We start from the raw sequence: 21,917 nt of genomic DNA on the forward strand, positions 1-21,917 counted from the left end.
GCACGACAGCCTGGGCGGGCTAACACCCGCCGAGTTCCGTGATCAACATCAACCGCAGACCTCTAGTTTTGGCTGGCATTGAATTAAGGGGAGTCGACATCAGGCCGAAAGCTCTATTAGCTAATGGCCCTGGGATCGGGGGTGGGTCACATCAGCACCGGACTCTAGACCCGCCCACTACTCAGGACGGGGGGACGTCGCGTCGGCCGCGAGACGTTGACCAGACGCTGGCTGGTGGAACCGGTATCACGTTGGCGGAGCGCTTGCGCACACTGCCCGAAGCAGTGCACGCGCAGATGACGCTTGTGCTGTAGAACGCGTGGATACCTTAGAACTTGATTCCGTTAGCCTCAATCCGTTACGGTCGGGGTATTATTAGTTTTCGTTGTTCGGGTTGTTGGAGGGGCACTCGTAGATAGAGCGAACTGAAGAGATAGGAATTCGTTGAATCTCCTTCTGCTTAGAATTATTTGCTCTGGCGAGGTAATCGCTTCCATCCACTGCCATCAGTTTGAGGGCGATACTGCTTTTCTTGTCGCGTTGTGATGGGAGCGTAGGATCTTCAAGCCCTGATTTAGACCACTTGATTACCACGCAGCTGCGGGCGCCTGAAGCCATCGATTGCATTACAAATCCAGCCAACATTGATCCAGTTGGAGGAAATGCGCACATTGCTACGATGATGGCGGCAATTGTTAAGGATAGATGGTTTAGAGGCTTTGAGCTGGCAAGTAGTCGTGATACCCCTCCTGCTGCGAAGGTTTGTAGGAGTGTGAGAGTTAAATCTGCCAAAATAGAAACTAGAATAAATCCCGTCATCCAATTTTTTTCGTCTGTGACAAAAAATAATGAAAATTTTAGAACGGGTAGCCAAGTAAGAATCTGGATCAACGACGCCGCTATCGAAACAGCTAAAAAATCAAGAGATATATGCGGAAAAAATCTATTTCCTTTCCCGCTTATAATTCTAATGAATGAAGTGGTCGAGAGAATGATAGAAGAGAAAACAGCAAGGCCGAACAGCGAGCTTTCCGCGTTGTCGTAGTAGCTAAAAAAAATATTATTATTGAAGTTGTTGTAGTGGGTACTAGAAGTGCCAAAAATAAATTTATCCTTGCTTTGATCCGAAACTTTGGTTTGTCGCTAAGCATTCTAACTATTGATGTAGGGCGTCCTGCAATTGGTGGTATGAAAATAATAGCGGTGGGTAGCAGGACGCAGCTTAATAGTAAGATAATTGTGCAAGCGACAGCCGCAAAAATTGCAGGGAGTGACGTTATGACTGATACGGATATAAGGTTAATAGGTACGTTCTCGCGCACCGAGTAGTTGAAAACACTAATCGCAGCTAGTAAGGCAATTCCGCCGCTAAGGAGCCATCCGTTCTCCTTGCAATATTTCAAGCCACGAATAATCTCAGCTTTCCAGTTTTTTACGGCGGCCGAAGGGCTATATTGGTTCGAAGAGCTCATTTGATATGCTGTGAGATGGGGGTAGTTAATTTAAGTTTGAATAGAGATTTGGTGCAATCAACGAATCCAGTAAGGGGGTCAGGACAACTTATGAGTCGGTCGAGCGATTTGCGTGACCGATCCGCGGGCCTGACGCTTGCAAAGCGGTGCTGGCGAGCAGGCCGCCGGACAGGATTTCATCGAGAAGGGCGCGATAGGCGCTGGATCGCTCAACCTGGTCGTTGCCAAGCGCAACCCAACGGGGTGTGGCGTCAGTGCGGAGTGTCCGCACCGGGTTGGTCCTATCAGTTCGCTAAACCATTCGGGGGCTCATGCTCTGAGCCTGTGGCTCCATTGAAGGCTGCGCAGCAGCCTGCTGGGCAAGCGCTGTACTGGAATGTTCGATGGTGGGAGGCTGCTCGCCAGCTAGTACCGAGGCGCGGAACCCAGGAGTCGTGCCGACGACGAACACGTCGCCTTCCCGCTCAATGACCCGACCCACCTTCGACATGTCATTGATTCCGGCCTCGTGTGCACGCTGAGCAGCGAAGGCGACCCGTTCATCGGATATATGCTGAGGCAGCCCTTCTCGTAGTCCAGCGAAAAGACGATTTCCAGCATGGTCTGGATCAGTCATTGCCCTAGCCGAAGGACCGTTACGTTCTTCCGATGGCTCGACCTTCCCAAGTGAGTTGCTTGATCGTCCTTCGCGCGCAGGTTCATTCATTTCAGGCTCGGTTGGGGACGTCGGCTGTCGAGACTCCAGCTCGCGAATAGTGTCAATCAACGCGTTGGGCGTTTCCACGGTGGGTAGCCATGTACCTGCGTCAATCTGCTTTCCGGTGACGCGAGACACAGTTTCGCTAGCCCACGACGAACAATTGTTATTTAGCTCCCAGGTGACATTCTCGCGAAGCGACTGGTCGAGAGCTTTGGTTTGAGCTGGTGAGAGTTCGTAGTAGCGGTCGGCATCAGAACGCTGTCCCTTTTCCATTCCGGAACGGATGTCGGTGCCAGCCCCGTTATCCTTCACCATCGGATGGTTGTCGGGCCACAATCCATAGTATTCCGTAGGCGAATCGCCTCGCTTGACCGTAATCCAGGCATGGCCGTCAGTCAGGCCGCCCTGTCCGCCATTGCTGTGTATTCCAAGCACAACGCGCTCATTAGCCGGTTCGGTGCCCATTGCATCGCTCCTTGATTGAATTATGGAGTCAACGTCTCTTCGGTGTCTGCGTAGACCAGTACGACCTTTTCGCCCCCGTACGGTACGGTGACCTTCGGTGTCCAAGGCTCAGCGGGTGGCAAGGCAGCCTTCGCCATGGCATCACACTTCTCTTTGATGCCACATCTGCGGATGGCGATACGCAATACGCCGCCATCATTCACGAAATCAACGCCGGGAGAATAAAACAGACTTTCTGCAGGCATGTGGTAGGTGATTTGGAGTGAGTTGCCCGCTTTTTCGAGCTTGACCGGCTGAACATCATTCTTCTTGTAATCAGAGCGCATGTTTCCTCCTGCACAGGCAGTCAAGGTTGATAGTGCTAATAATCCCTTAGCAAAAATCAGTCTACTCTTTATATCCACGTTCATGCCCAAGTATGGGATCCGTCCTGCACGTTATCACCCGGTACTTCGACAAGCTAGAGACGGAACAGAGGAGGGGGTAAGATATTTAAGCAGAAGTGATGGGGCAGGTTCACTTATAAGTCATGGCGCTCGGCTTGCTTGGCCAATAAGCAGGCCTGACGCCAGCAAAGCGGCAGATCTTGGCTTCGACATCGTGCGGAAGGCATCGTGGCCCAGGGATCGCTGCTGCTGTAGATGACGGCGGATGCTGGCGAGCAGTTCGCCGCGCAGGGTTTCACCGCGCAGGGCACGGTAGGCGTTGAATCGCTCAATTGGGTCATTGTCAAGCGCAAGCCAAAAGAGATGTGGCGTCAGTGCGGAGTGCCCGCGCTGGGCCAGATCGGCTGGGCAGCTGGATCAGAGATACCCAGCCGGGTCGGCGGTCAGGCGAACAAGTAGGCCAATTGCTTATGTGGCTAGGGAAGCGCAAAGGTGGGTTCGACGTCGGACCAATTGCTTCCATTCTCCTTCTTTGACGACACACAGAGTAGTTACTGTCCCGAGGCTAGGTCGCATGCCGACGGGGTTTCCTCAGTAAGTGAGGCTAGTCTCTGATGAATTGGATCTTGGTTTGCGTAATCAAAGCGGTGCCATTTGGAACAGGAGTTCCTCCCTGGCCTCGTTGAACAATGCAATTATCCGATGGCAGGCTATTCAGGACGCCATGCTGGCTGTCTGTGGCTAATATTGCGCAACGCATCGATTGATCTGTGACCCTAAAGCTAACGTTGTAGCTATGTCCGGGCAGGGGAGCAAAACTTACAACGTTTGCACAAGAACGTTGCTGCCCAAATCTTCCCTCGCGGTATATGACGGCAAGAGAAATCGGACCTGTTGCAGGAATAGCAACGGCAGGTAGTTCCTCATGAGCCTCAGCGATGAGCTTTCCGCCGAGCTCGACCATCCTGCCGCGCATGCACATATTGTCTCGTGACAGTAGTACGCTGTAATGCCTGCCCATCATCCCAGTTGAATCTGAGTCGGCAATGAGGCGCACATCGGCTGTAGGCTCGGCTGCATGAGGTTGGTAGTCTGACTTCATGACGACGGCACATCCATTGAGAGATATGATGCTTACAATCAGTGCTAGAAAAAATTTACTATTGCGCATTTATCAGGTACCGGGCTTGTCCAGTGCAATGAAGAAAGGATTTATTTAATTGCTAGTAGACTGCGAAGTGTCGGGTCTTCATTAAGTCCATCTACTGTTGATATTTTTCCGGTTCGGCTGGCAATAATTGAATTTACGATAATTCCGCCCAAGGCGCCTCCGGCCGCAGATGCCCCCGTACTGCCTGTTACAGTACGCTGGGCAATGCCTTGAGCTGTATTTGAATCGAGCCCGTTGCCAAGATAGTTGGGGACAAAAAACAACGGTCTTGCTCCCCGTTTAAGGTCTTTATAAACAAATATCGCGCCCTGATATTCGTGGCGCTCAGTCCATGCTGGTTTGTTGCGGTGCTCCCAAAATGCGGACTGCTCAAAGCTCTTATCTTGACCAATCAGGATAAAGCCGTCTTTCAATTCGAAGGTGCGCGTGTAGATGCCGGGCCTTAGTGTGTAGGTGAAACTATGGCCCCATGAAGAGGCCTTGGCGACGTAAGGGCTCCGCAGCTCGTACTCCTCTTTCATCACTGAAGTAGACAGCTTCTTTGGGTTGTAATCTTTCGCATTGCTGACTCCAATCACTGCTAAAAACATGAAGCACAACATGGTCAATCGTGTGTTCATATATTTACCCTTTTTTTTTTATACGTGGTTTAAATGCAATCTTCAGTAGGCGGTGTATGCACATCCTCTCATGTGACTTGGTGTCTGCGGTGCGTACGGCAGTTGGAAAGAGATGTTCTTATTGTACGTTGGCGCTATCTTGCCTATTTGCTTCAGCAAGTAACTGCTCATAGGACTGCACGCGAACGCGTAGCCGGATGAGATGCCAGGACATCCCATATGCGAACAAGAGAAGGAAAGCGAACACGCCTTGCATCATTGTGATCTTGCCCAGTACCGTCCAATCGCCCCAACGCCAGTCTTTTAGCTGGAGATAGAGTGCAAGTAGAACAGGCATGATCCCTAGCTTCTCCATGCCACCCGTAAACAACCCCAGGCGTTCGTGCATGTTGGTGCGCCGGTCGCGCATGAAGGCCTCGCGTCGACGTCGCTGTTCAAGCGGAAACGTTCTTAGTGCAGCCACGATGGCGTGATATTGGTGAAACTCTTGCTCCATCTGATTCGCATGCTCAGTGTAGGGACGGCGAAAGCTTGGTAGCTCACGTTTGACAAATAGCACCACAGAGACCAGGAAGCCGATCAACTCAACCGCCAGCCCGGTTGCTGCCCAATAGAACGCAGCCTTGCCTTCCAGTAGTGTTCCGAACACCATTCCAACAGCGGCACCCATGAGGCCAATTGCGAAGCTCCAGCGCTCAACCGGGCCGGCACGGCTTTCCCCAGTCACCTGTGAGTAGCGTGCCATCGCTGCAGAGAGCGATGAAAAACTCAGGTCAGGAAGCATCATGGCTTCGTCGCTTGTTTCGCTGCTGGTTGCGCCAGCTGCTTCTTCCACTGAACTCATTATGCTTCCTTTGGCTAGCGGCTTCATCGCCCAGGCACCTTGCTTAGTATTCCGTAGCGCGTGGGCTTGCGCCAGCTACGCGTATAGCTGTATCGGATCTCGCCGGAGCTGCTATTGACACGCCACGCCCTGCACTCGCAATCTAAGCCCAAGGAGCGTCGAAACTCCTCTAAGAGCGGTACCCACCTCCGTCAAACCGGTGGGTTTTTTGTGCCTGCATCCTGCAGGTACAAGCCNCCCGCCGGCTCTTAGCGGTTTCGAACCTCCCGACATCCCGTCGCCGTTGGCGGCGGTTCTTGGGTTGTTCCAGGAGGGCGTTGCCATGTCTACCGCACCATCCATGCCGGCACCTGTACCGGTTGATCTGTTGCCAGCCTCCGCTCACCGCCTGCATTGGGATGTGGGCGAGGTACTGCGCCGGCGCGCCGCAAGCACAGCTATTGAGCAGGCGAGAGACCATCCCGCGCATCAGCTGAGTCGCCAGCTCGGTGTGTTGCCGCACACCTCGCGCCGCCGGTTCGCACGTAGGGCCGTGGCGTTGCAGCAGCGCGTCGCCGCATCCACCAACCACCACCGGGAGGCGCCATGACACGCCGCCGCCCACCTACGGCATCTGCCAGCGCACGACCCGCCCGCACCCGCACGCGCCCCGCGCCGCCCAAGCGGTTGCAGTGGGTGGTTGTGGAGCCCGACCGCACCAAGCTGCCACCGATGCTGCCACCCGACCCGGACGCCTCTCCGCAAGGCCCCGGCACGCTGCGCGCACCCCGCCGCGCCCGCCGCCCGCGCCAATGCACCGTCAGCTACACNTGCAGTGGGTGGTTGTGGAGCCCGACCGCACCAAGCTGCCACCGATGCTGCCACCCGACCCGGACGCCTCTCCGCAAGGCCCCGGCACGCTGCGCGCACCCCGCCGCGCCCGCCGCCCGCGCCAATGCACCGTCAGCTACACCCATTACCCCGGTGCCCACGACCACGCCGGCGACCAGCACGTGCCCCACGTCCGCCTCAGCGGCCTATGGCTGGAACAACTGGGCTTTGCCATCGGCACCAAGCTGCGCATCACCGCCAGCGCGGGGCAGCTGTTGATGGANGCGACCAGCACGTGCCCCACGTCCGCCTCAGCGGCCTATGGCTGGAACAACTGGGCTTTGCCATCGGCACCAAGCTGCGCATCACCGCCAGCGCGGGGCAGCTGTTGATGGAGGTGTTGCCGCCGGTGGAGGTGCCGCTGTAGCCGCGGTGCTAGATGTCGCCCACGCAGCATGCAAGACAATCCGCCCAGAGGCATAAGACGCGTGCTGCGTAATGATGTGTTTGCTTGATTAGTGCTTAGGTATAGTGGTCACGCGCCCTCTATCAGGCTTGCGCGCCGACCATGACCATCGAGTAGAGGTAAGTATGCGGATTTTGACTGCGTTCCTTTCAGTTTCCCTTCTATTGCCTAGCTGCAGTGCGGTGTCAGCCACCAAGGCGCGGCACTCCATTGCATATCCCACAGAACTCCAGGGGATGTGGGATCTGGGGCCACAATCGTGCAAGCTACCCTTGAATCCTGATTCTGATTCGCCCATACGCATCGAGAAGACCCGGCTGCGTGGGTACGAGCACGAGGAGGTTCCGGTAGCAATCAAGCTTGTTTCCACCGGCCCGCACGCCTGGGTTGTTTCCGCCAAGTCGGATATTGCGCCAGATATAAGAACTGATGACTTGTACATTTTGAAGGGCGAGCATCTAGTGATTTCCGACGGTGAATCAGTCAAGCAGTATCGTCGGTGTAAATAATTGAGCAAGGTTTGACATGATCAAGGAGAGACGTCATGGCAGATGAAGGCGGGAATGTCGTTCAACCTGCGCCGTACAGGCTGCAGCAGTTTCATAGTCCCAGGCTCGGCAATCAGCGTGTCGAAGATTTCGAGGGTTTGGTCACTCATCATCCCGGGGCAAATGCGCGTGCTCAAGTGGTGGACGGCATTCCTGTCAATGTCGAAAACCCGCGTACCCGGTCTTACGGTGTGATTGGCGGGGAAATTCAGGAGCTGGAGACTCAGAGAACTGACGGCGGACCTTCCAGCGCTCTGGGCGCGGATCAGGTGCTATTGACCAAAGATTTCATGCTTGAAGATAGCCGGATCCCGCCAGGTGGCGCCAACGTTCGTGCCGTTGATGTGCCTTCGCCTGTGGCAGGCTACATAGCCCGTGTTGATGCCGACCGGTTTGGCGCCGTAGATATCTACGATCGCAAAGGCGGCGAATTGGTCGCGCGCATCTTGCATCTGGACCCAGTCGGTGTTTCGGTAGGAGACAGCGTGGAATACGGTCAGTCGCTCGGTACGCAGAGCAACAAGGGGCTGCCTAACGCCGGTAAGCATGTCCATATGGAGATGGATACGCGTTACTACCAGCAATCCGAAAACTACATGGAAGACCTCGCGAGCGGGCGTCTATCGGTTGATGCCCAGACACGGATTGGTGGCATCGAACCAAGGCCAGTTGTGGACGACGGCACCATCCGGATAGGCGAATCGTCTGAAATCGTGCGGCAGGTGCAGCGCACATTGAATGCTGAGGGATTTCGAGGCGCAGATAACCAGCCGCTTCAGGAGGATGGTGTGTACCGTCTCTCAATGCAGCCGGCTGTCATCAACTACCAGCAAGCCCGTGGCCTCTCCCCAACGGGAGATATCGATTCTGCGACATTGCAGCAAATCGCTCCGCGTATATTTCCGCCGGAGATCAATAGAGACGATCACAACGCAGCGCCGACCTATCGAAATATCCAAGGTTCTGCGCCCGCGCAAGATCCTCTCCATCGCCAAGCAGAAGAAGCCGTTCGCCGCCTCGAGCAAGGCCTCGGTCGAGATTACGACGACAACAGTGCTCGGCTGGCTGCAAGCAGCGCATATCTTGCAAAAGAGAACGGGCTGTCGCGAATCGATCATGTCGTGCTGAGCGAGAACAACAAGTCCGTGCGACAGGGTGAAAACGTCTTTGTTGTGGAAGGCGCGTTGAACGATCCGGCTCACAAGATGGCGCACATGAAGACCAACGACGCGATTGCACAGCCGGTCGAGCAGTCTCTGGCGCAGTTGCAGGCCTTGAACGAGACGCAGCGTCAGCAGCACTCCCAGCAGCAGGAGCAGCAGCGTGAGCAATCGATCGCTCCGCAGCACCGTATGGTGTGAAAGATTGGGGTGTCATGCCCTGCGTTGTTTTATCAAACGGTCTGACTTGCAGTGAGCGTTCGCATGACTAGCAGGATGACAGTCGGCATTGCTTCAATAGTCTTTATGGTCATATGCCTATCGATTCCTACAGCGTTGGCGTCGTCCCAAGCTGCTCGATTTCAAGGCGTGTGGTCGTCCAGATGGTGTAACTCCTCGCGGCCAGGCATTGAGTGCGGCGGATTTATGTTGCTGCTGGTGCAGGAAGGCGATCGTCTCTGCGGCCGTTTCATGGGCATGCGTGCGGATCTGTCTCAGGTTGACGAAGGCGCGCCGCGTTCGATTCGGGGACTGGTGGTCGGGGATGTTGCGGTGTTGGTTGCGACCAGCAGTAGAAACGAAGAAACGTATCTAGTCCGATTGGAGCGCCGGGGCCGTGGCCTGCGCTGGCGAATCGGTGAGCAAGTCGGTACGTCAGCCAACGGCGACGCCGACTTGTTCCCTGTTGATGAAATGCTGGTCGAACAAAACAGGTCGCAGGACGGGGAGCAGCTGATGGCGATCAAAGCCGAATGTCGACGCCGATGATGGACGCAGTGCCGTGCCTAGGGAATCAACGAGTCAGGGAGCTTGCTCGCGGGGGTGCTAGTTATGCCGGAGACATCCAGAATGGAGGGAGGGACACGATTTTTATCTGGGTGCGTGGGATTGGGCTGGCGAGATTTGCCAAATGTAGCGGGGGGCGTGCAGGGTGCCTGTCACTGTTGGCATCGGTAGCGGCCTGTACGGTTCTTGCAACTCCTGTTTTCGCAACTCCGATCTTTCAGCAAGTTATCGCAGAGCCCGAAGGCACCGGGGCATCCGATTCGGCCGCGGTCATGAGGCGGCTCAGGCGAGACGTGGATCGCCTGGTTGCCATGGACTTTAAAGATGTTGCAGCGCTCGAGTCTCTGCTGAAGACAACGCTTGGTCCCATCCAGGCACGAGATGGGATGGCTGTACGAGTCGGTAGTAATGGCCTTTTGGCAGATATCGCCATACGTAATATCGAGCTCCGGAGTGCGCAAGAAGATCGATCACGAACAACCCTGGTGATGGAGGTCTGGCCATCCCGCGTGTTCTTCAATGATGAGGCCTGGACAGATGCATTTCCATACCCACCGCATCCAGATGCACCTGGCTCAAGGGCCTACAGGTTGCTGCGGGTCGGTACGACACGGGTGATCATTGGCCTAACCGAAGACCAGTTGCACGTGAGCTACATCACCATCAGCAAGATTTGATTCAACCGGTGCAGTCACTTGTCGGTAAGGTGGCACGACGGTTGTGCATGGCTGCTAGACAACGACAGGTTAGCGATTGAGGTAGGCAGCGTCGAAGAAGCATGTCCTTGTCAGCGACTTCTGATGTAGTCATCAATGAGCAGCGACGTCCAGCTGAGGGTACATGCGCCAGGTATTTTCAGCACAATAAAGGTTTGCCGCAGTAAGGAGGCATGCCATGCAATTCGCTGACTTCCGCCAGTGGCTTATCTTGGTGTCGAGCGGAGTGGTCACTACCGCCTTTGCGGGATGCGCCAAGACCGAGCCGCCGATTTCCGAGGAGCGGTTTTCCGAGCATGTTGTGGCGCTACTGGCCGGCAAAGATTCGGCTGTGATCGAAGCCGGAGGGCTGACCGATTTCGCGTGGAAGCGGCTGTGCTTCGAGCGTGATGACAGGCTGTTGCTGAAGTTCGATCGCGGTACGGAGACGTCCGTGCTGCCCTTGCCTTACGAAGAGTTCTTCGTGGATGAGTCACATGTGGCAAATTCGCTGCAAGACAGCTGTGTCACGCCGTCCGATCGCATCTTGATCAAGAAGAAGTATCCGGGCGCTCACTGGCCCGTCGAGTTTCAAAAGGCGGCATACAGAAGCTGAGTAGTGGTCGACGTTGCGGGCACGCGCCAGTCGTCAGGTGAGCACATGCATTGGCCTGGTGCACGCTTCGCAGCAAGCGGCGTATTCGTTGTCTGCAACTGCTGCAGCGTGCCGCTTTGCTGCTTGCCTTGCATGGAGTGCGCGGGGAAAAGCGTTGTAACCGCGCGATGCCGCGGGCAGGACTGTGCTTGCAGCGACCAGGCGTGGAGTGCGTGGTGATCGCGACGGAGGCTGACTAACGCGCAAAACGTAGGGGGTTAGCATCGCTTGCCGTCATAGAGGAAGAGGTGGGGCTGCGGTTCGGGGTGCGGTGCCCACCACCCACTCTCCATCTTTTGGCTGCACTGCTCATGTTCAGATCCACTTGCACGACCCTTGCGCGCGCATGGCGCTGGTGCGTCGTGTCGCAAGATGCGTGGGGGCGTTGGTGGGCAGCGGCACTCGGTCGAAGGCGCGGCGATCACGATGAGCTCGCGTGATGGGCCGCCAGCCGCGCGCGGCCAGCTGTCGCTTGGGGAAAGGGAGCGCCTGCGTGCCGAGTTCGACCAGGCGCTGGCCGCACTGCATCCTGAGCTGTTGGTGTACCTGCGCCGCCGTACGCGTGATGCCGAGACGGCTGCAGACCTGGCGCAGGAGACCTTCTCGCGGATGATGGTGTACCGCGATGCGCCCAACATCGGCGACCGCCGGTTGCTGATGTATCGCATTGCGCACAATCTGGTGATCGAGCTGCGGCGCTCACGTCAGCGGCGGCTGGCGGCGCAGCACGTGTCGCTGGATCAGGTGGCGCCGATCAGGGCCGACGAGGCCGGCGTGGACGAGATCGCCGAGGCGCGCCAGACGCTGGATGTGCTGCTCAAGCGCACCTTGCTCGAGCTGCCGCCGAAGTGCCGGCTTGCGTTCAAGCTCAGCCGGTTCGACGGGCTCACCTATCCGCAGATCGCTGCAAAGATGGGCATCTCCATCAAGATGGTGGAGAAGCACATCAGCCGTGCGCTGCTGGCGTGTCGTGCAGCCGTGGGGGAGTTGCCGCAGTGACCGGCCTGCGTGGCGGCTGGCTGGCGCCGCCGGAAGATGCTGGTAGCATCGTGCGCGAGGGCGCAGGGAGACCGCCCGCCAGGAGTCACCAGCCATGCGAGCAGAGTCCGAGCGCATCCACGCGCAGGCGGCCGCCTATCTCGTGCGACGCGGGCGCGAGAACGCGGCCGAGCGCGCCGCGCGTGAGGCATGGCTGGCTGCCGACCCGCGCCACCATGCGGCCTACCAGCAGCTGCTCGAGGTGGACGCACACGCGTCGGCGCTGCTGGATGATCCCGAGTTGCAGGCCGCCACTGCACGCGACCTGGAGCTGCTCACGCCGCCCTCCGGTCGACGTTGTCGCTGGCCCCGGTGGTTGCTGGTGGCACTGCTGCTTGCCGCGATCGGCTATGCGGTGCATCACGTGCTGAGGTAGTAGCGTGCACGCAGCACACAGCACACAGCACACAGCACACAGCACACAGCACACAGCACTGCGAGTTGCATAGACCATTGAATGTGCGCTCTGTTGCAGCGCTGCCTGCATGTTGCACACGTTGCTGGTAGGGCATTGCGCTTGCGCAACATCACTTGTTGTCGGGGGACGCAATGGCGATGGTGCCGCGCCCAGGACGCGAAGGATGCACATGCACGCACGACGGGCAGTAACGGGGAGCGGTGTCGGTTTTGATCATGCACGCAGCAGGCTGGCAGTGGTGGTTGTCTCGCTGCTGTCGCTGCACAACCTTGAGGCGCAGGAACACACGACCACGCAACGCGTGCAAACCCGAGCGGTGGAAGCGGATGCGCAGCGCGGTGATGACGCTGCGACGGCACTGGACCGCATCGAGGTCACTGGCACCCGGATCCGTGGCGGCACGACACCGTCACCGGTAGTCACCGTCGGTAGCGAGCGTATTCGCGAGGAAGGCTTCGCCGATCTGGGCGAGGTGATCCGCAGCCTGCCGCAGAACTTTGGTGGCGGGCAGAACCCGGGTGTGGTGACCGCGACGGGGACGGGGAACATCTACAACCAGGATGCCGGCGGTGGTTCGGGACTCAACCTGCGCGGTATCGGCCCTGATGCCACCTTGACGCTGCTCAACGGGCGGCGGCTTGCGTATGGGGGGCAGATGCAGGCGGTGGATATCAGTGCGATTCCGGTGGCCGCCGTGGAGCGTGTGGAGATCGTCGCCGACGGTGCGTCTGCCATCTACGGCTCCGATGCGGTGGCCGGTGTTGGCAACGTCATCCTCAAGCGCGACATGCAAGGCGCGACGGTGAGTACGCGCTATGGTCGCGCCAGCGACGGCGGGCTCACCATACGCGAGTACGACGCAACGGCCGGTACGGTCTGGGACAGCGGTGGCCTGATCGCAAGTTACCGGTATACCAACGTGGACCCCATCGGCGTGCAGCAACGCAGCTATACCCAGCACATGCCGCGACCTTTTTTGCTGTATCCCGGCGGAGGCGTCCGTAGCGCGCTGCTGAGCGCGCACCAGGCACTGGGGCCGGATGTGGAGCTGCGGCTGGATGCGTTGCGCAGCGATCGCGACCAACGTTCCTACCAGACTGCCACCGGCGCGTACTTCGACCAGCGTTCCGACACCGTCGCCTGGCTGGTGGCACCGTCGCTGGAGATCGGTTTGCCGCACGACTGGCGCCTGCAGGTCGGCGCCAGCCGCGCCCAGGACGAGAACCAGGCACGGGCGTGGATGGTGACCACCGCCACCGGTGCAACGCGCCTGGTGACCGGTGCATGTCGCTGCAACGACGGCCGCAGTTATGAGCTCAGTGCAGAGGGGCCGGTGCTGTCATTGCCGGCAGGGGACGCGCGGCTGGCGGTGGGCGCGGGCTACCGCAGCAACTCGCTGGTCAACCGCAATCTGCTGACGGGCGCGCAGACACGTAGCGAAGACAGCAGCCGCTTTGCGTATGTCGAGGCCAGCGTGCCGCTGCTGGGTGCCGATGCCGGCATGCCGCTGGCACAGCGTTTGGAGTTGACCGCCGCTGCGCGCACCGAGCACTACGACAGCTTCGGCCAGGTCACCACGCCCAAGCTCGGCGTGATCTACGGGCCGAGTCGCGACCTGACGCTGAAGGTCTCCTGGGGTCGCTCGTTCAAGGCGCCCACGCTCAATGAGCGCTACGGCAATCTGGTGGCCTATCTGGTGCCGCCGGCAATGATCGGCGGCACCGGCTATGGGCCTGGGCAGACGGTACTGCTGTCGTGGGGCAGCAACCCTGCGCTCGGCCCGGAGCGCGCCATTACCCAATCCGTCTCGCTGGCGTTTCACCCTGAGCGTATGCCGGGCCTGGAAGCGGAGCTGACGTGGTTCGACATCGATTACCGCGCGCGCGTGGTGCAACCGTTTGCGTCGTTCGGCCAGGTGCTCAGCGACCCGGCGGTGGCGGAGTTTCTGCAGTTCTCACCGACGGCACAGGGCCAGGCGCGCTTGCTCGCGATCTATGACGATGGCTTCTTCAACTGGACCGGCCGGCCGTATGACCCTGCGTCGGTGGTGGCGATCGGGCGTGGCGAATATGCCAATGCAAGAACACAACGCATCAAGGGAGTGGACCTCAGCGGCGCTTACCGGGTGGATGTGGGCGAGGGCCGGCTCACGCTGCGCGGTGCGGCGAGTTGGCTCGACAGCGCCCAGCAGAATACGTCGGCGCAAGCGGCATTCGATCTGGCCGGCACCTTGTTCTATCCGGCGAAGGTACGTGGCCGGGCAGGTGCTGTCTGGGCGCAGGGTGGATTCACCGGCTCGGCGTTCGCCAACTACACCGACGGTGTGACGTACAGGGTGACCGACCAGGACACCGCCTCGTTCACCACCTTCGATCTGTCGCTGCAGTACGCCCTTGCCGGGGAAGGGGCTGCGAACGGTGTCGAGGTTGCGCTGACAGTGCAGAACTTGCTGGACAGGGCGCCGCCGTTGTACACGCCAGCAGCGATCACGGACGTGCCGTACGACTCCACCAACTATTCGGCAGTGGGGCGCTTTGCCAGTATCACTGTTGCCAAGCACTGGTGAGCGCGTTGGTGAGGACAAAACTCACAGCGTCCCGGAAGCGTTGGGAGGAGCGGGAGATGGGTGCAACAAGATCGAGCATCTGGCGCAGCAACGTGCCAGGTGTGTTGGGGCTGCTGCTGGCGGCTGCGGTGCAAGCGCAGGCCGTGTCCCCGCGGCAGCTGTTGGAAGTGGCGGATATCAGTCATCCGGTGTTGTCGCCGGATGGCAGCCTGGTGGCCTTCCGGGTGGAGCAGGCCTCCGTCGAGCGCAACACCTATGACACGGTGTGGTATGTGCAACGCGCCGACGGCGCCGGGCCAGCGCGCAAGGTGGGCGAAGGCGGACACCTGCAGCGCGAATCCGACGGCGCGTCGCTGGTCCCTGCAGCAGCGGTCTGGGCGCGCGATGGCCGCCATCTCTATTACCGCGCATTACTGCATGGACGTGTGGATGTCTGGCGCGTAGCCGCCGATGGTTCTGCTGCGCAAGCGGTGACTTCCGACGCTGCAGATGTGCGCGGCTTCCAGCTCAGCGCGGATGGCCGGCGCCTGTTCTACAGTGTGGGAGCGACGCGTGATGCGGTGGAGGCAGCGGCGCTGGGCGAATACGACGCCGGTATCCGCATCGACCAGACCATCCCGATCGGGCAGGGGCTGTTCCGGTCGGGCTATCTGGACGAGCGTTGGACCACCCAGCGCCTGTACGGCAGCGACGTGATCCGCGCGCCGTTGCTGTCGCAGCTGCCCGTGCACTGGAAGACCGTGGATCTTGTCAGCGGGCAGGTCAGCGAATCGGCAGCCAACGATATTCCGGCGGATCCTGCGGAAGCGGACCGGCAAGTGGCCGATCTGCACCCGTGGAAACAGGCCCGCGACGCGCTTACTGGCAACGTGGCGCTGCTGACGCATGTGGTCGCCTGGGACGGTGTGGGGCCGAGGCCGGACGTGGCCTTGTCTGCGTTGCTGGATGCACAGCCACGCAGACGCGTGAGTTGCCGCGCAGCGCTATGCACCGGCAAGCCGATCACCGAGGTGATCTGGCGGCCGGGCCGCACCGCGGTGTTGTTCACTACCACGGACCCGGACGATAGTCAGGCGCAGTCGCTCTACGAGTGGAACGTGGAGGCTGACCAGGTCAGGCTGGTCGTGAAGACGAATGGGCTGCTCAACGGCGGTCGCGCAGCGCCTGCGCCCTGCGGGGTGTCGGCCAATGCAGCGGTCTGCGTGGCTGCAGATGCCGGCCGCCCACCGCGCCTGGAACGGATCGACCTGGCTTCCAGACAGCGCACGGTACTCTTCGACCCGAACGCGGCGCTTGCGGCAGAGATGGCCAATGTGCCGATCGAGCGGCTGCGCTGGACCGATGCGCAGGGACGTAGGTTCAATGGCCTGTACTACCCAGCACGGGGCGGCACGCGTCCGTCGGCGCTGTTCATCACCTATTACCGCTGCACCGGCTTTGTACGTGGCGGTGTCGGGGATGAGTGGCCATTGGCGACGCTGGCAGGTCTTGGGATCTCTGCACTGTGCATCAATGCGCCGGCAAGCGACCAGGATGCGATCACGCGCTTTGAAATCGGCCGCTCCTGCATCGAACGTGTGGTGGATGTGCTGGCGGCACGCGGCGATATCGACCGCCACCGGGTAGGCATGGGCGGTTTGAGTTACGGAACCGAAATGACGTACTGGATGGCGATGCGCTCGGACGTGCTTGCGGCGGCATCGGTCAGCAGCATCGCGTTCTCGCCGCTTGCCTATACCTTGATGCGTATGTCGGGGAAGGCCTTCGTTTCGCGGTTGCGTACCTACTGGCAGCTGGGGGCGCCGGAGGAAACGCCCGAACAATGGCGGCGGCTGTCGCCTGTCTTCAACCTGGAGCGCATCCATGCACCTGTGCTGATGCAACTGCCGGAGCAGGAGTACCTGCACACGCTCGACTATGCTGGGCCATTGATTTGGGAAGGGCGGGCAGACCTGTATGTCTATCCCAACGAAGCACACCAGAAATTTCAGCCACGGCACAAGCTGGCGGTGTACACACGTAACGTGGACTGGTTTCGCTTCTGGTTGCAGGACGTGGAAGACCCGGATCCTGGCAAGGCAGCGCAGTACGTGGCCTGGCGCGCGATGCGTGCAACAACGGCAGCGCAGCCAGGCGCAGCGGCAACGCCCTAGCCCTGCTGCCGGACCCAATTCTCGACCGCGCACAAGTCCAGCACGCGACCGAGCCGGCGATCGCGTGGCGCCAGTGGCTGCGCGAAGAACTGCTGCAGGGCCTGTTCGTCCAGGAAACCGTGCGCATGAAGCTGACCATCAAGGAGGTAGGCTTGCAGCTGCTGCCTGTGCCTTGCATACAGTGCGCCGACGTAACCGGTGAATGCGCCCTTGCTGCGGCGCGCGAGGACATCAGCCGGCAGCAGATCGGCAAATGCCCGCCGCGCCACGGCGCGGTTCTGCCCGCCCTCGATCCACATCCAGCTGGGGATTCGCAGTGCCGCCTCCATCACCGGCTGGGACAGCAGCGGCAGACGCAGGTGCGCATGCCACCCACGCGGCGCAGAATCCCTGTACACCTGCGTCGTTGCCAAAGCATAGATGCGCTCACGGTCGCCAGGCAGTGCGTTGGCAGGTGCGCTCAGCCACGGATGCTGCTGCGGCCGGCATGCGGTATGACGCGGATGAATGAAGTCGTGCGTCGCGTGATAGGGCGACTTGGGCTGACGCAGTTGCTTGCGCAGGGTTAGCCATGCCGCCCTCCACAGGGTGCATTGATGCAACTCGGCCAGATCACCCACCGATCGCCAGGCTGTTCCCAGCCCCTTGCCACGTAGCGCATCCACTGCCGGTGCCGCGGTCATCAGGTAGCAGAACACCGTGTCGCCCCCGCCGCCAGAGAAAAAGCTGGTTGCGCCATGCTGCTGCAGCATCTGCCGCATGCGGGTATCGGTAGCGTTTTGCAGCATCCCGACCCGTGGGGTCGCGATCGCGTATGGCAGCCTGAAATCGTGCTTGTCAGGCTGCAAGTCCAGGACGTCGGCGTGCAGCGGCAGCCCCAGTAGTGCCGAGATCTGACTGGCGTACCGGCGCTCGTCTGCGCCCGGCACCGGGGTCACCAGCGTGCAACAAGTGATATTGGCCTGGCTCTGTTTCAGGCAGGCGCCGACAACGGACGAATCCAGCCCCCCCGAAAGTTCCAGCAACACATCGCGGTCGGTCGCCGCCCAGGTCTTGACCACCATCTCGACCGATGTCCGGATTGCTGCTGCGGCTACCGCAGGTGCGACGTCGTACGTGGCATCACTCGCAAAATCCCATGGACGCCAGGCGATGCCTGGCGCCTGCTGCGCGCGTGACGCCGCGATCCACGTACCGGGAAGCAGTTCCTTCAGGCCACATAATCCGGTGCAAGCGGTCTTGATGTCCGGATAGATCAGGCGGTGTGCCATGGACTGCCAATCGACCTGCTTTTGGTAACGCCCGATGTGCACTGCCAGCTCCACGTCGGAGGTCACAAAGCCCGTGTCGTGCTGCAATGCGTGCAGGCAAGGCATTCCGCCTTCCGGGTCGCGCAGGATGCTGATTCCCTTGCTACCCGTATCGTCTGCCAGGACAAGCAGGTAAGCGCCCCAGTAGTGCTCCACGATGTGTCTGCGCAAGCCATCGGCGCGTGCGCAGCAGGCAAGCTGGCTGGCATGCGTCAACCGGGCGCCGTGCCGATTAAATACATGGCCAATGATGAGGCCTGCATCCCCCAGTGGGAGAACAGGCGTTTGATCGCTTGCGTACAACACGTATCCGGGTGTTCGCCAGCGCTCCTGTAGGTCAGGTACGCCGAGCTGGTGATAGGCATGTTGTGCGTCGTCGTCCTGCGCGCCAATAGACATGAAGTATCTGTAAGCCATCACACCACCAGGATTGGAGTGTGGGCACGGGCATTGCCGACGGTGTCGCTCAGTACGGTGCGATGCGCCTGTACCCAACAGTGCGCAGAAAGTGGATTGACCATGACGCCGAAGACAAGATTGGCGTGCAAGCCCCGGCGTGCAAGGAACCGGATGAGTGAAATCGCATCTGGAAGACAGCGGGTTGCGCAGGGGATGCGCAGGCGCGCGTGCCGGAATGCCTCGGCTGCTTCACGCAGCCCCAGGTCCACCTGCGCTGGGGGCAGGGCGGCCGTTATCCGGCCTGTAAGGTGCCGCTCGCGATATGCCGACGTTGCCTCCAGGACGGTGTGCAGGGGGAAGCGTTTGAGCTGTCGCCACGTTGCGAACACGGTACCGGCAACGTCCAGTGTCGTGCGGAGGCCGGCATGCACGTTGATCCCTGCGCTTTCGATCGCGCTATGGTCAGGTGCGGCTGCAAACGTGGGCGCCAGGTTTCCACCACCGGCGTCGGCCTCGGCAAGCACGTCCAATGCGACCAGCCTGGTCACCGCGCTGCTCGCTGACCGATCACCCTGGACGTGCGCAAGGAACGCCGCCTCCAGCGCCGCCGGAAGCTGGAAATAATGGTCTTTCAGGGTGTCGAGAAATAGGGGCTGATTGTCGATCAGGCAATACGAGACGTGACGGCTGAGGTAGACGGGCATCTGGACGTCCTCAGTGAAGAAAAAGGCGCACCTTTCGGTGCGCCTCGTGCATCAATCCTCGGAAATGCCGGGGACGGGCTGCCCACCCATCGGCTCGTTCCCCTGCAAGATGCCTTGGGTTTCCACACTCGCAACCCCCAGAACGATCACCGCATCCTGCGCATTGCCGTGCACGTTGTCATTGATGTTCATCGCTGTCTCCTGGTTGTGCCATGGGGATCCATGGCACAGACACGTTAGGAAACGGGTGTATTGATTTTCAAATGATTAAGTCGTAACACCGTCATGATTAAACGCACTGTGTGACCGCCATCCAAGATGACTGTGGAAGCTTGGCCGGTGGCAACGCATCCCGCTGTTCATGCCACATCAGGCGCGCGTTACCGGCAGTGCGCCAGCGCCGCATGCAGATCTTGCAAGCCTTGCTGGCGACAGTCAGTCGCTGAGCCGATAAGCCTGACGGCTGCCCTCATGCATGACCTCCACAAGGCGCGGCACGGCCTGGATGCGACGCGCATGGTAGGCATGCAGCGCAGCACTTAGCGCTGCAAGATCGCGCTGCTGCCAGTGCCGGGTGAGCTCCGCCAGTTCTTCTTCGAGTGCGTCGAGCAGGCCGTGCTTGGCACGTCGCACCGGGGCCAACCTGTCATTGGTCTGCCTGACCGCTTGGTGCAGCGACCAGTGCGCGGTGGCACGGGCAATGGCATCGAAGAGCTTCCAGGTCTGCTTGACCACGTCTGTCGCTGCACTGGTGGATTCCAGCTCGGCAGGCACACGCGGCACTGATGCAACGCCGATATCGCAGGCCATCCGCAACAGGCGCTCCATCCAGTCGTACAGGTCCCGCAACGCGACCTCGGTAAGCAGCGGCACCTGAAAGCCATAGCGTGCGTGATCGATGAGCTGGCCTTCGCCGACCAGGCGATACAGCGCAAAGCGAACCGGCGTGGAGCTGATCTTTAACTTGGTGGCCAGCTTTGCCGGGTCGATGCGATGGCCGGGCGGATACCGCCCGCATTGCAGTGCGCGCCTGACCTGCGCGTAGGCAACTGCATGCTTGGAGGGGATTTCACTCATGACGAACTCCTTGTCTGACCGCGACTCCTCCCCTGGCCGGATCGTACATGCAATGGCTGCGGCAGGAATTGCTGCAGTAGTCCTTTTAGTCCCGGGCTTGTCACACTGTGCCGCGTACGAGGCAGGCTGCGAGCCAATACCCTGTCCCGGCAGTAATAGGTTTAATAACGTACAAACTGCGGCCAGCAAAACCCAAGGGCCGCCTGGTGTGCCAGGGCGGCCCTTGGGTTTGTACGTTATCTGTTCTTGCTGTCGCGAGGCACAGCCGGCGTGCCAGGCACGGTGCCCTGCTTAGCGAAACGACTCGCGCAGCCGCTTGCCTGCATACTCCTGCGCGGCCTTGGCCTTGGCAACGACGGCTGCACACCCGAAGAACTCGTGCGCCACGCCGGTATAGAGTTCGCGCTCGACCGGTACGTTGGCGTCCTTCAGCGCATCTTCCAGCTTGGCGCCATCGCCGCGCAGCGGGTCGATGGTGGCGTTGATGATGGTCACCGGTGCCAGGCCGCGCAGGTTGGCGTTGACCAGGTCCAGACGGGTATCTGCCTTGTCGGCATCGCTGCGGATCAGGTGCCCCACGAACCACTCGATCATGGCCTTGTTCAGGGGCTTGGCGATGGCGTTTTCGATGTAGGACTCGGTGTGCAGGCTGCCGGTCTGGCCGACCGGGTAGACCGCCAGGATGTGTGTCGGTGCCGGGAGCCCCTTGTCGCGTGCGGCCACGGCCGTGGCGATGGCGAGGTTGCCGCCGGCGCTTTCGCCTGCAAGGGCAACGCGCTGCGGGTTGCCGCCGATGCTGGCCGCGTTTGCCAGCACCCATTCGTAGGCGGCGAGTGCGTCGTCCCAGGCAGCGGGGAACTTGTGTTCGGGCGCCTGGCGATAGTCGACCGAGACCACGATGGCGCCGGTTTCCTTGGCCAGCCCGCGCGCGCCGCCGTCATAGACCTCGGCATTGGCGATCACCCAGCCACCGCCGTGGAAATAGACGATGACCGGCAGTGCGGTGCCGCCCTGTGGGGTGTAGACGAAGGCAGGAAGATTGCCGGCAGGCGTTTCCAGGGTGTGGGAGGTGCGCTTGACGCCGGGGACCAGTACTTCCGGGTCGGCGGTCCTGCCCTGGTCCTGCAGCAGCTTCTTGACCGCATCGGCGATGGTCGGCTGCTGCCGGGCTTCGGCCGGCGTCAGCTTTTCGATGGCCTTGGGTTCGAGCGCATCGTGGGCCTTGGCCAGGTCGTGCATGTCGTCGTCCGCACGGATGGCGCCGATGACGTTGGAAAGGGTGTCGATGATCGGGTTGGGCTTGCCGTGCTCTGTCATGTGTGCGTCTCGGTTGGTTGACCCCGACGCTAGCGGTGGCACAGTCAATGGGGTGACAAGGGAGCTCGGCCGTTATGCACATGGCCGCAACATCTGCGGCAGGCGCCGCTTGCGACTGCTGTTGCGTGATTGCAGTGGCGCGCGCTTCGCGCCGCTG

At 60.2% G+C, this 21,917-nt stretch carries 22 protein-coding genes and 3 pseudogenes; 15 read left to right on the top strand and 10 right to left on the bottom strand.

Annotated elements, in window-relative coordinates:
* Positions 1–168: 168 nt before the first annotated feature.
* Both C0541_RS21620 and C0541_RS20605 read left to right on the top strand, forming a co-directional pair.
* Positions 169–314: pseudogene (locus tag C0541_RS21620) on the top strand (IS4 family transposase); the annotation flags it as partial.
* A 269-nt stretch (positions 315–583) separates the two neighbouring features.
* The gene (locus C0541_RS20605; RefSeq protein ID WP_153064938.1) at positions 584–1,045 is read left to right on the top strand and encodes a hypothetical protein; all 462 of its coding nucleotides are present in this window, start codon (positions 584–586) and stop codon (positions 1,043–1,045) included.
* Positions 1,046–1,764: 719 nt separating this feature from the next.
* Here the strand turns inward: C0541_RS20605 and C0541_RS01710 are convergent.
* On the bottom strand, positions 1,765–2,637 hold the full coding sequence (locus tag C0541_RS01710; protein WP_115045413.1) for a hypothetical protein: 873 nt from the start codon (positions 2,635–2,637) through the stop codon (positions 1,765–1,767).
* Between the two features lie 20 nt (positions 2,638–2,657).
* Positions 2,658–2,963 (bottom strand): hypothetical protein, encoded by a 306-nt coding sequence (locus C0541_RS01715; protein ID WP_193725836.1) that lies wholly within the window; start codon positions 2,961–2,963, stop codon positions 2,658–2,660.
* Between the two features lie 315 nt (positions 2,964–3,278).
* Here C0541_RS01715 and C0541_RS01720 point away from each other — a divergent pair, with 315 nt between their 5' ends.
* On the top strand, positions 3,279–3,482 hold the full coding sequence (locus tag C0541_RS01720) for a hypothetical protein (protein ID WP_115045415.1): 204 nt from the start codon (positions 3,279–3,281) through the stop codon (positions 3,480–3,482).
* A 145-nt stretch (positions 3,483–3,627) separates the two neighbouring features.
* Here C0541_RS01720 and C0541_RS20610 read toward each other — a convergent pair whose 3' ends face one another.
* From C0541_RS20610 to C0541_RS01725, 3 genes are all read right to left on the bottom strand, one after another.
* Entirely contained in the window at positions 3,628–4,125 is a 498-nt protein-coding gene (locus C0541_RS20610; RefSeq protein WP_153064939.1) for a hypothetical protein, read from the bottom strand.
* Positions 4,126–4,235: 110 nt separating this feature from the next.
* Positions 4,236–4,814, bottom strand: a complete 579-nt coding sequence (locus C0541_RS20615) for a hypothetical protein (protein WP_153064940.1) — start codon at positions 4,812–4,814, stop codon at positions 4,236–4,238.
* A gap of 118 nt (positions 4,815–4,932) precedes the next feature.
* The gene (locus C0541_RS01725; RefSeq protein ID WP_115045416.1) at positions 4,933–5,658 is read right to left on the bottom strand and encodes a hypothetical protein; all 726 of its coding nucleotides are present in this window, start codon (positions 5,656–5,658) and stop codon (positions 4,933–4,935) included.
* A 199-nt stretch (positions 5,659–5,857) separates the two neighbouring features.
* Here C0541_RS01725 and C0541_RS21625 point away from each other — a divergent pair, with 199 nt between their 5' ends.
* The 12 genes and pseudogenes from C0541_RS21625 (at position 5,858) to C0541_RS01785 (ending at position 16,953) form a co-directional block, all read left to right on the top strand.
* Entirely contained in the window at positions 5,858–6,247 is a 390-nt protein-coding gene (locus C0541_RS21625) for a hypothetical protein (protein ID WP_429001323.1), read from the top strand.
* Positions 6,244–6,327 (top strand): annotated as a pseudogene (locus tag C0541_RS21630) (SymE family type I addiction module toxin); the annotation flags it as partial. The gene C0541_RS21625 and the pseudogene C0541_RS21630, both read left to right, overlap by 4 nt.
* Positions 6,328–6,449: 122 nt before the next feature.
* Positions 6,450–6,785 (top strand): annotated as a pseudogene (locus tag C0541_RS01740) (SymE family type I addiction module toxin); the annotation flags it as partial.
* On the top strand, positions 6,764–6,895 hold the full coding sequence (locus C0541_RS20845; protein WP_161959826.1) for a SymE family type I addiction module toxin: 132 nt from the start codon (positions 6,764–6,766) through the stop codon (positions 6,893–6,895). The pseudogene C0541_RS01740 and the gene C0541_RS20845, both read left to right, overlap by 22 nt.
* 1,141 nt (positions 6,896–8,036) lie before the next feature.
* Positions 8,037–8,843, top strand: coding sequence for a peptidoglycan-binding domain-containing protein (locus C0541_RS21235; protein WP_238601247.1), 807 nt, complete (start codon positions 8,037–8,039; stop codon positions 8,841–8,843).
* A 225-nt stretch (positions 8,844–9,068) separates the two neighbouring features.
* Positions 9,069–9,410 carry a hypothetical protein gene (locus C0541_RS01755; RefSeq protein WP_115045419.1) on the top strand — a complete coding sequence of 114 codons (342 nt, stop codon included), beginning with the start codon at positions 9,069–9,071 and terminating at the stop codon, positions 9,408–9,410.
* A gap of 311 nt (positions 9,411–9,721) precedes the next feature.
* Positions 9,722–10,105, top strand: a complete 384-nt coding sequence (locus C0541_RS01760; RefSeq protein ID WP_153064941.1) for a hypothetical protein — start codon at positions 9,722–9,724, stop codon at positions 10,103–10,105.
* 217 nt (positions 10,106–10,322) lie between these two features.
* Entirely contained in the window at positions 10,323–10,739 is a 417-nt protein-coding gene (locus tag C0541_RS01765) for a hypothetical protein (RefSeq protein WP_238601235.1), read from the top strand.
* A gap of 465 nt (positions 10,740–11,204) precedes the next feature.
* Positions 11,205–11,777, top strand: a complete 573-nt coding sequence (locus tag C0541_RS01770) for an RNA polymerase sigma factor (protein ID WP_232087916.1) — start codon at positions 11,205–11,207, stop codon at positions 11,775–11,777.
* Positions 11,778–11,871: 94 nt separating this feature from the next.
* Entirely contained in the window at positions 11,872–12,192 is a 321-nt protein-coding gene (locus C0541_RS01775; protein WP_104649276.1) for a DUF4880 domain-containing protein, read from the top strand.
* A 277-nt stretch (positions 12,193–12,469) separates the two neighbouring features.
* Positions 12,470–14,800, top strand: coding sequence for a TonB-dependent receptor plug domain-containing protein (locus tag C0541_RS01780; RefSeq protein ID WP_238601236.1), 2,331 nt, complete (start codon positions 12,470–12,472; stop codon positions 14,798–14,800).
* A gap of 56 nt (positions 14,801–14,856) precedes the next feature.
* Complete coding sequence (locus C0541_RS01785) at positions 14,857–16,953, top strand: Atxe2 family lasso peptide isopeptidase (RefSeq protein WP_238601237.1); 2,097 nt, start codon at positions 14,857–14,859, stop codon at positions 16,951–16,953.
* Here C0541_RS01785 and C0541_RS01790 read toward each other — a convergent pair.
* The 5 genes from C0541_RS01790 to C0541_RS01810 form a co-directional block, all read right to left on the bottom strand.
* On the bottom strand, positions 16,950–18,680 hold the full coding sequence (locus C0541_RS01790; protein ID WP_115045422.1) for an asparagine synthase C-terminal domain-containing protein: 1,731 nt from the start codon (positions 18,678–18,680) through the stop codon (positions 16,950–16,952). The genes C0541_RS01785 and C0541_RS01790 overlap by 4 nt on opposite strands.
* Complete coding sequence (locus C0541_RS01795; protein ID WP_115045423.1) at positions 18,680–19,366, bottom strand: lasso peptide biosynthesis B2 protein; 687 nt, start codon at positions 19,364–19,366, stop codon at positions 18,680–18,682. The genes C0541_RS01790 and C0541_RS01795 overlap by 1 nt, the downstream gene beginning before the upstream one ends.
* A 51-nt stretch (positions 19,367–19,417) precedes the next feature.
* Positions 19,418–19,558: a benenodin family lasso peptide gene (locus C0541_RS01800; protein WP_104649272.1), complete on the bottom strand. Its 141-nt coding sequence runs from the start codon at positions 19,556–19,558 to the stop codon at positions 19,418–19,420.
* A gap of 243 nt (positions 19,559–19,801) precedes the next feature.
* A complete protein-coding gene (locus C0541_RS01805) occupies positions 19,802–20,443 on the bottom strand; it encodes a GntR family transcriptional regulator (RefSeq protein WP_193725837.1) in 642 nt (213 codons plus the stop codon).
* A gap of 291 nt (positions 20,444–20,734) precedes the next feature.
* Positions 20,735–21,760 carry an alpha/beta hydrolase gene (locus C0541_RS01810; protein WP_115045424.1) on the bottom strand — a complete coding sequence of 342 codons (1,026 nt, stop codon included), beginning with the start codon at positions 21,758–21,760 and terminating at the stop codon, positions 20,735–20,737.
* Between the last annotated feature and the right edge of the window lie 157 nt (positions 21,761–21,917).

This window comes from Xanthomonas arboricola, from assembly GCF_003353015.1.
Lineage (GTDB): Bacteria > Pseudomonadota > Gammaproteobacteria > Xanthomonadales > Xanthomonadaceae > Xanthomonas > Xanthomonas arboricola_E.

What these genes read in the sequence shown, in the direction of transcription:
- C0541_RS01765 (WP_238601235.1), top strand. Translation starts at nt 10,323, where the DNA reads ATGCAATTCGCTGACTTCCGCCAGTGGCTTATCTTGGTGTCGAGCGGA.
- C0541_RS01795 (WP_115045423.1), bottom strand. Translation starts at nt 19,366, where the DNA reads ATGCCCGTCTACCTCAGCCGTCACGTCTCGTATTGCCTGATCGACAAT.
- C0541_RS01800 (WP_104649272.1), bottom strand. Translation starts at nt 19,558, where the DNA reads ATGAACATCAATGACAACGTGCACGGCAATGCGCAGGATGCGGTGATC.
- C0541_RS01805 (WP_193725837.1), bottom strand. Translation starts at nt 20,443, where the DNA reads ATGAGTGAAATCCCCTCCAAGCATGCAGTTGCCTACGCGCAGGTCAGG.
- C0541_RS01785 (WP_238601237.1), top strand. Translation starts at nt 14,857, where the DNA reads ATGGGTGCAACAAGATCGAGCATCTGGCGCAGCAACGTGCCAGGTGTG.
- C0541_RS01725 (WP_115045416.1), bottom strand. Translation starts at nt 5,658, where the DNA reads ATGAGTTCAGTGGAAGAAGCAGCTGGCGCAACCAGCAGCGAAACAAGC.
- C0541_RS01755 (WP_115045419.1), top strand. Translation starts at nt 9,069, where the DNA reads ATGTTGCTGCTGGTGCAGGAAGGCGATCGTCTCTGCGGCCGTTTCATG.
- C0541_RS20610 (WP_153064939.1), bottom strand. Translation starts at nt 4,125, where the DNA reads ATGAAGTCAGACTACCAACCTCATGCAGCCGAGCCTACAGCCGATGTG.
- C0541_RS01720 (WP_115045415.1), top strand. Translation starts at nt 3,279, where the DNA reads ATGACGGCGGATGCTGGCGAGCAGTTCGCCGCGCAGGGTTTCACCGCG.
- C0541_RS21235 (WP_238601247.1), top strand. Translation starts at nt 8,037, where the DNA reads ATGGAGATGGATACGCGTTACTACCAGCAATCCGAAAACTACATGGAA.
- C0541_RS20615 (WP_153064940.1), bottom strand. Translation starts at nt 4,814, where the DNA reads ATGAACACACGATTGACCATGTTGTGCTTCATGTTTTTAGCAGTGATT.
- C0541_RS01710 (WP_115045413.1), bottom strand. Translation starts at nt 2,637, where the DNA reads ATGGGCACCGAACCGGCTAATGAGCGCGTTGTGCTTGGAATACACAGC.
- C0541_RS01775 (WP_104649276.1), top strand. Translation starts at nt 11,872, where the DNA reads ATGCGAGCAGAGTCCGAGCGCATCCACGCGCAGGCGGCCGCCTATCTC.
- C0541_RS01810 (WP_115045424.1), bottom strand. Translation starts at nt 21,760, where the DNA reads ATGACAGAGCACGGCAAGCCCAACCCGATCATCGACACCCTTTCCAAC.
- C0541_RS01715 (WP_193725836.1), bottom strand. Translation starts at nt 2,963, where the DNA reads ATGCGCTCTGATTACAAGAAGAATGATGTTCAGCCGGTCAAGCTCGAA.
- C0541_RS01770 (WP_232087916.1), top strand. Translation starts at nt 11,205, where the DNA reads ATGAGCTCGCGTGATGGGCCGCCAGCCGCGCGCGGCCAGCTGTCGCTT.
- C0541_RS01790 (WP_115045422.1), bottom strand. Translation starts at nt 18,680, where the DNA reads ATGGCTTACAGATACTTCATGTCTATTGGCGCGCAGGACGACGACGCA.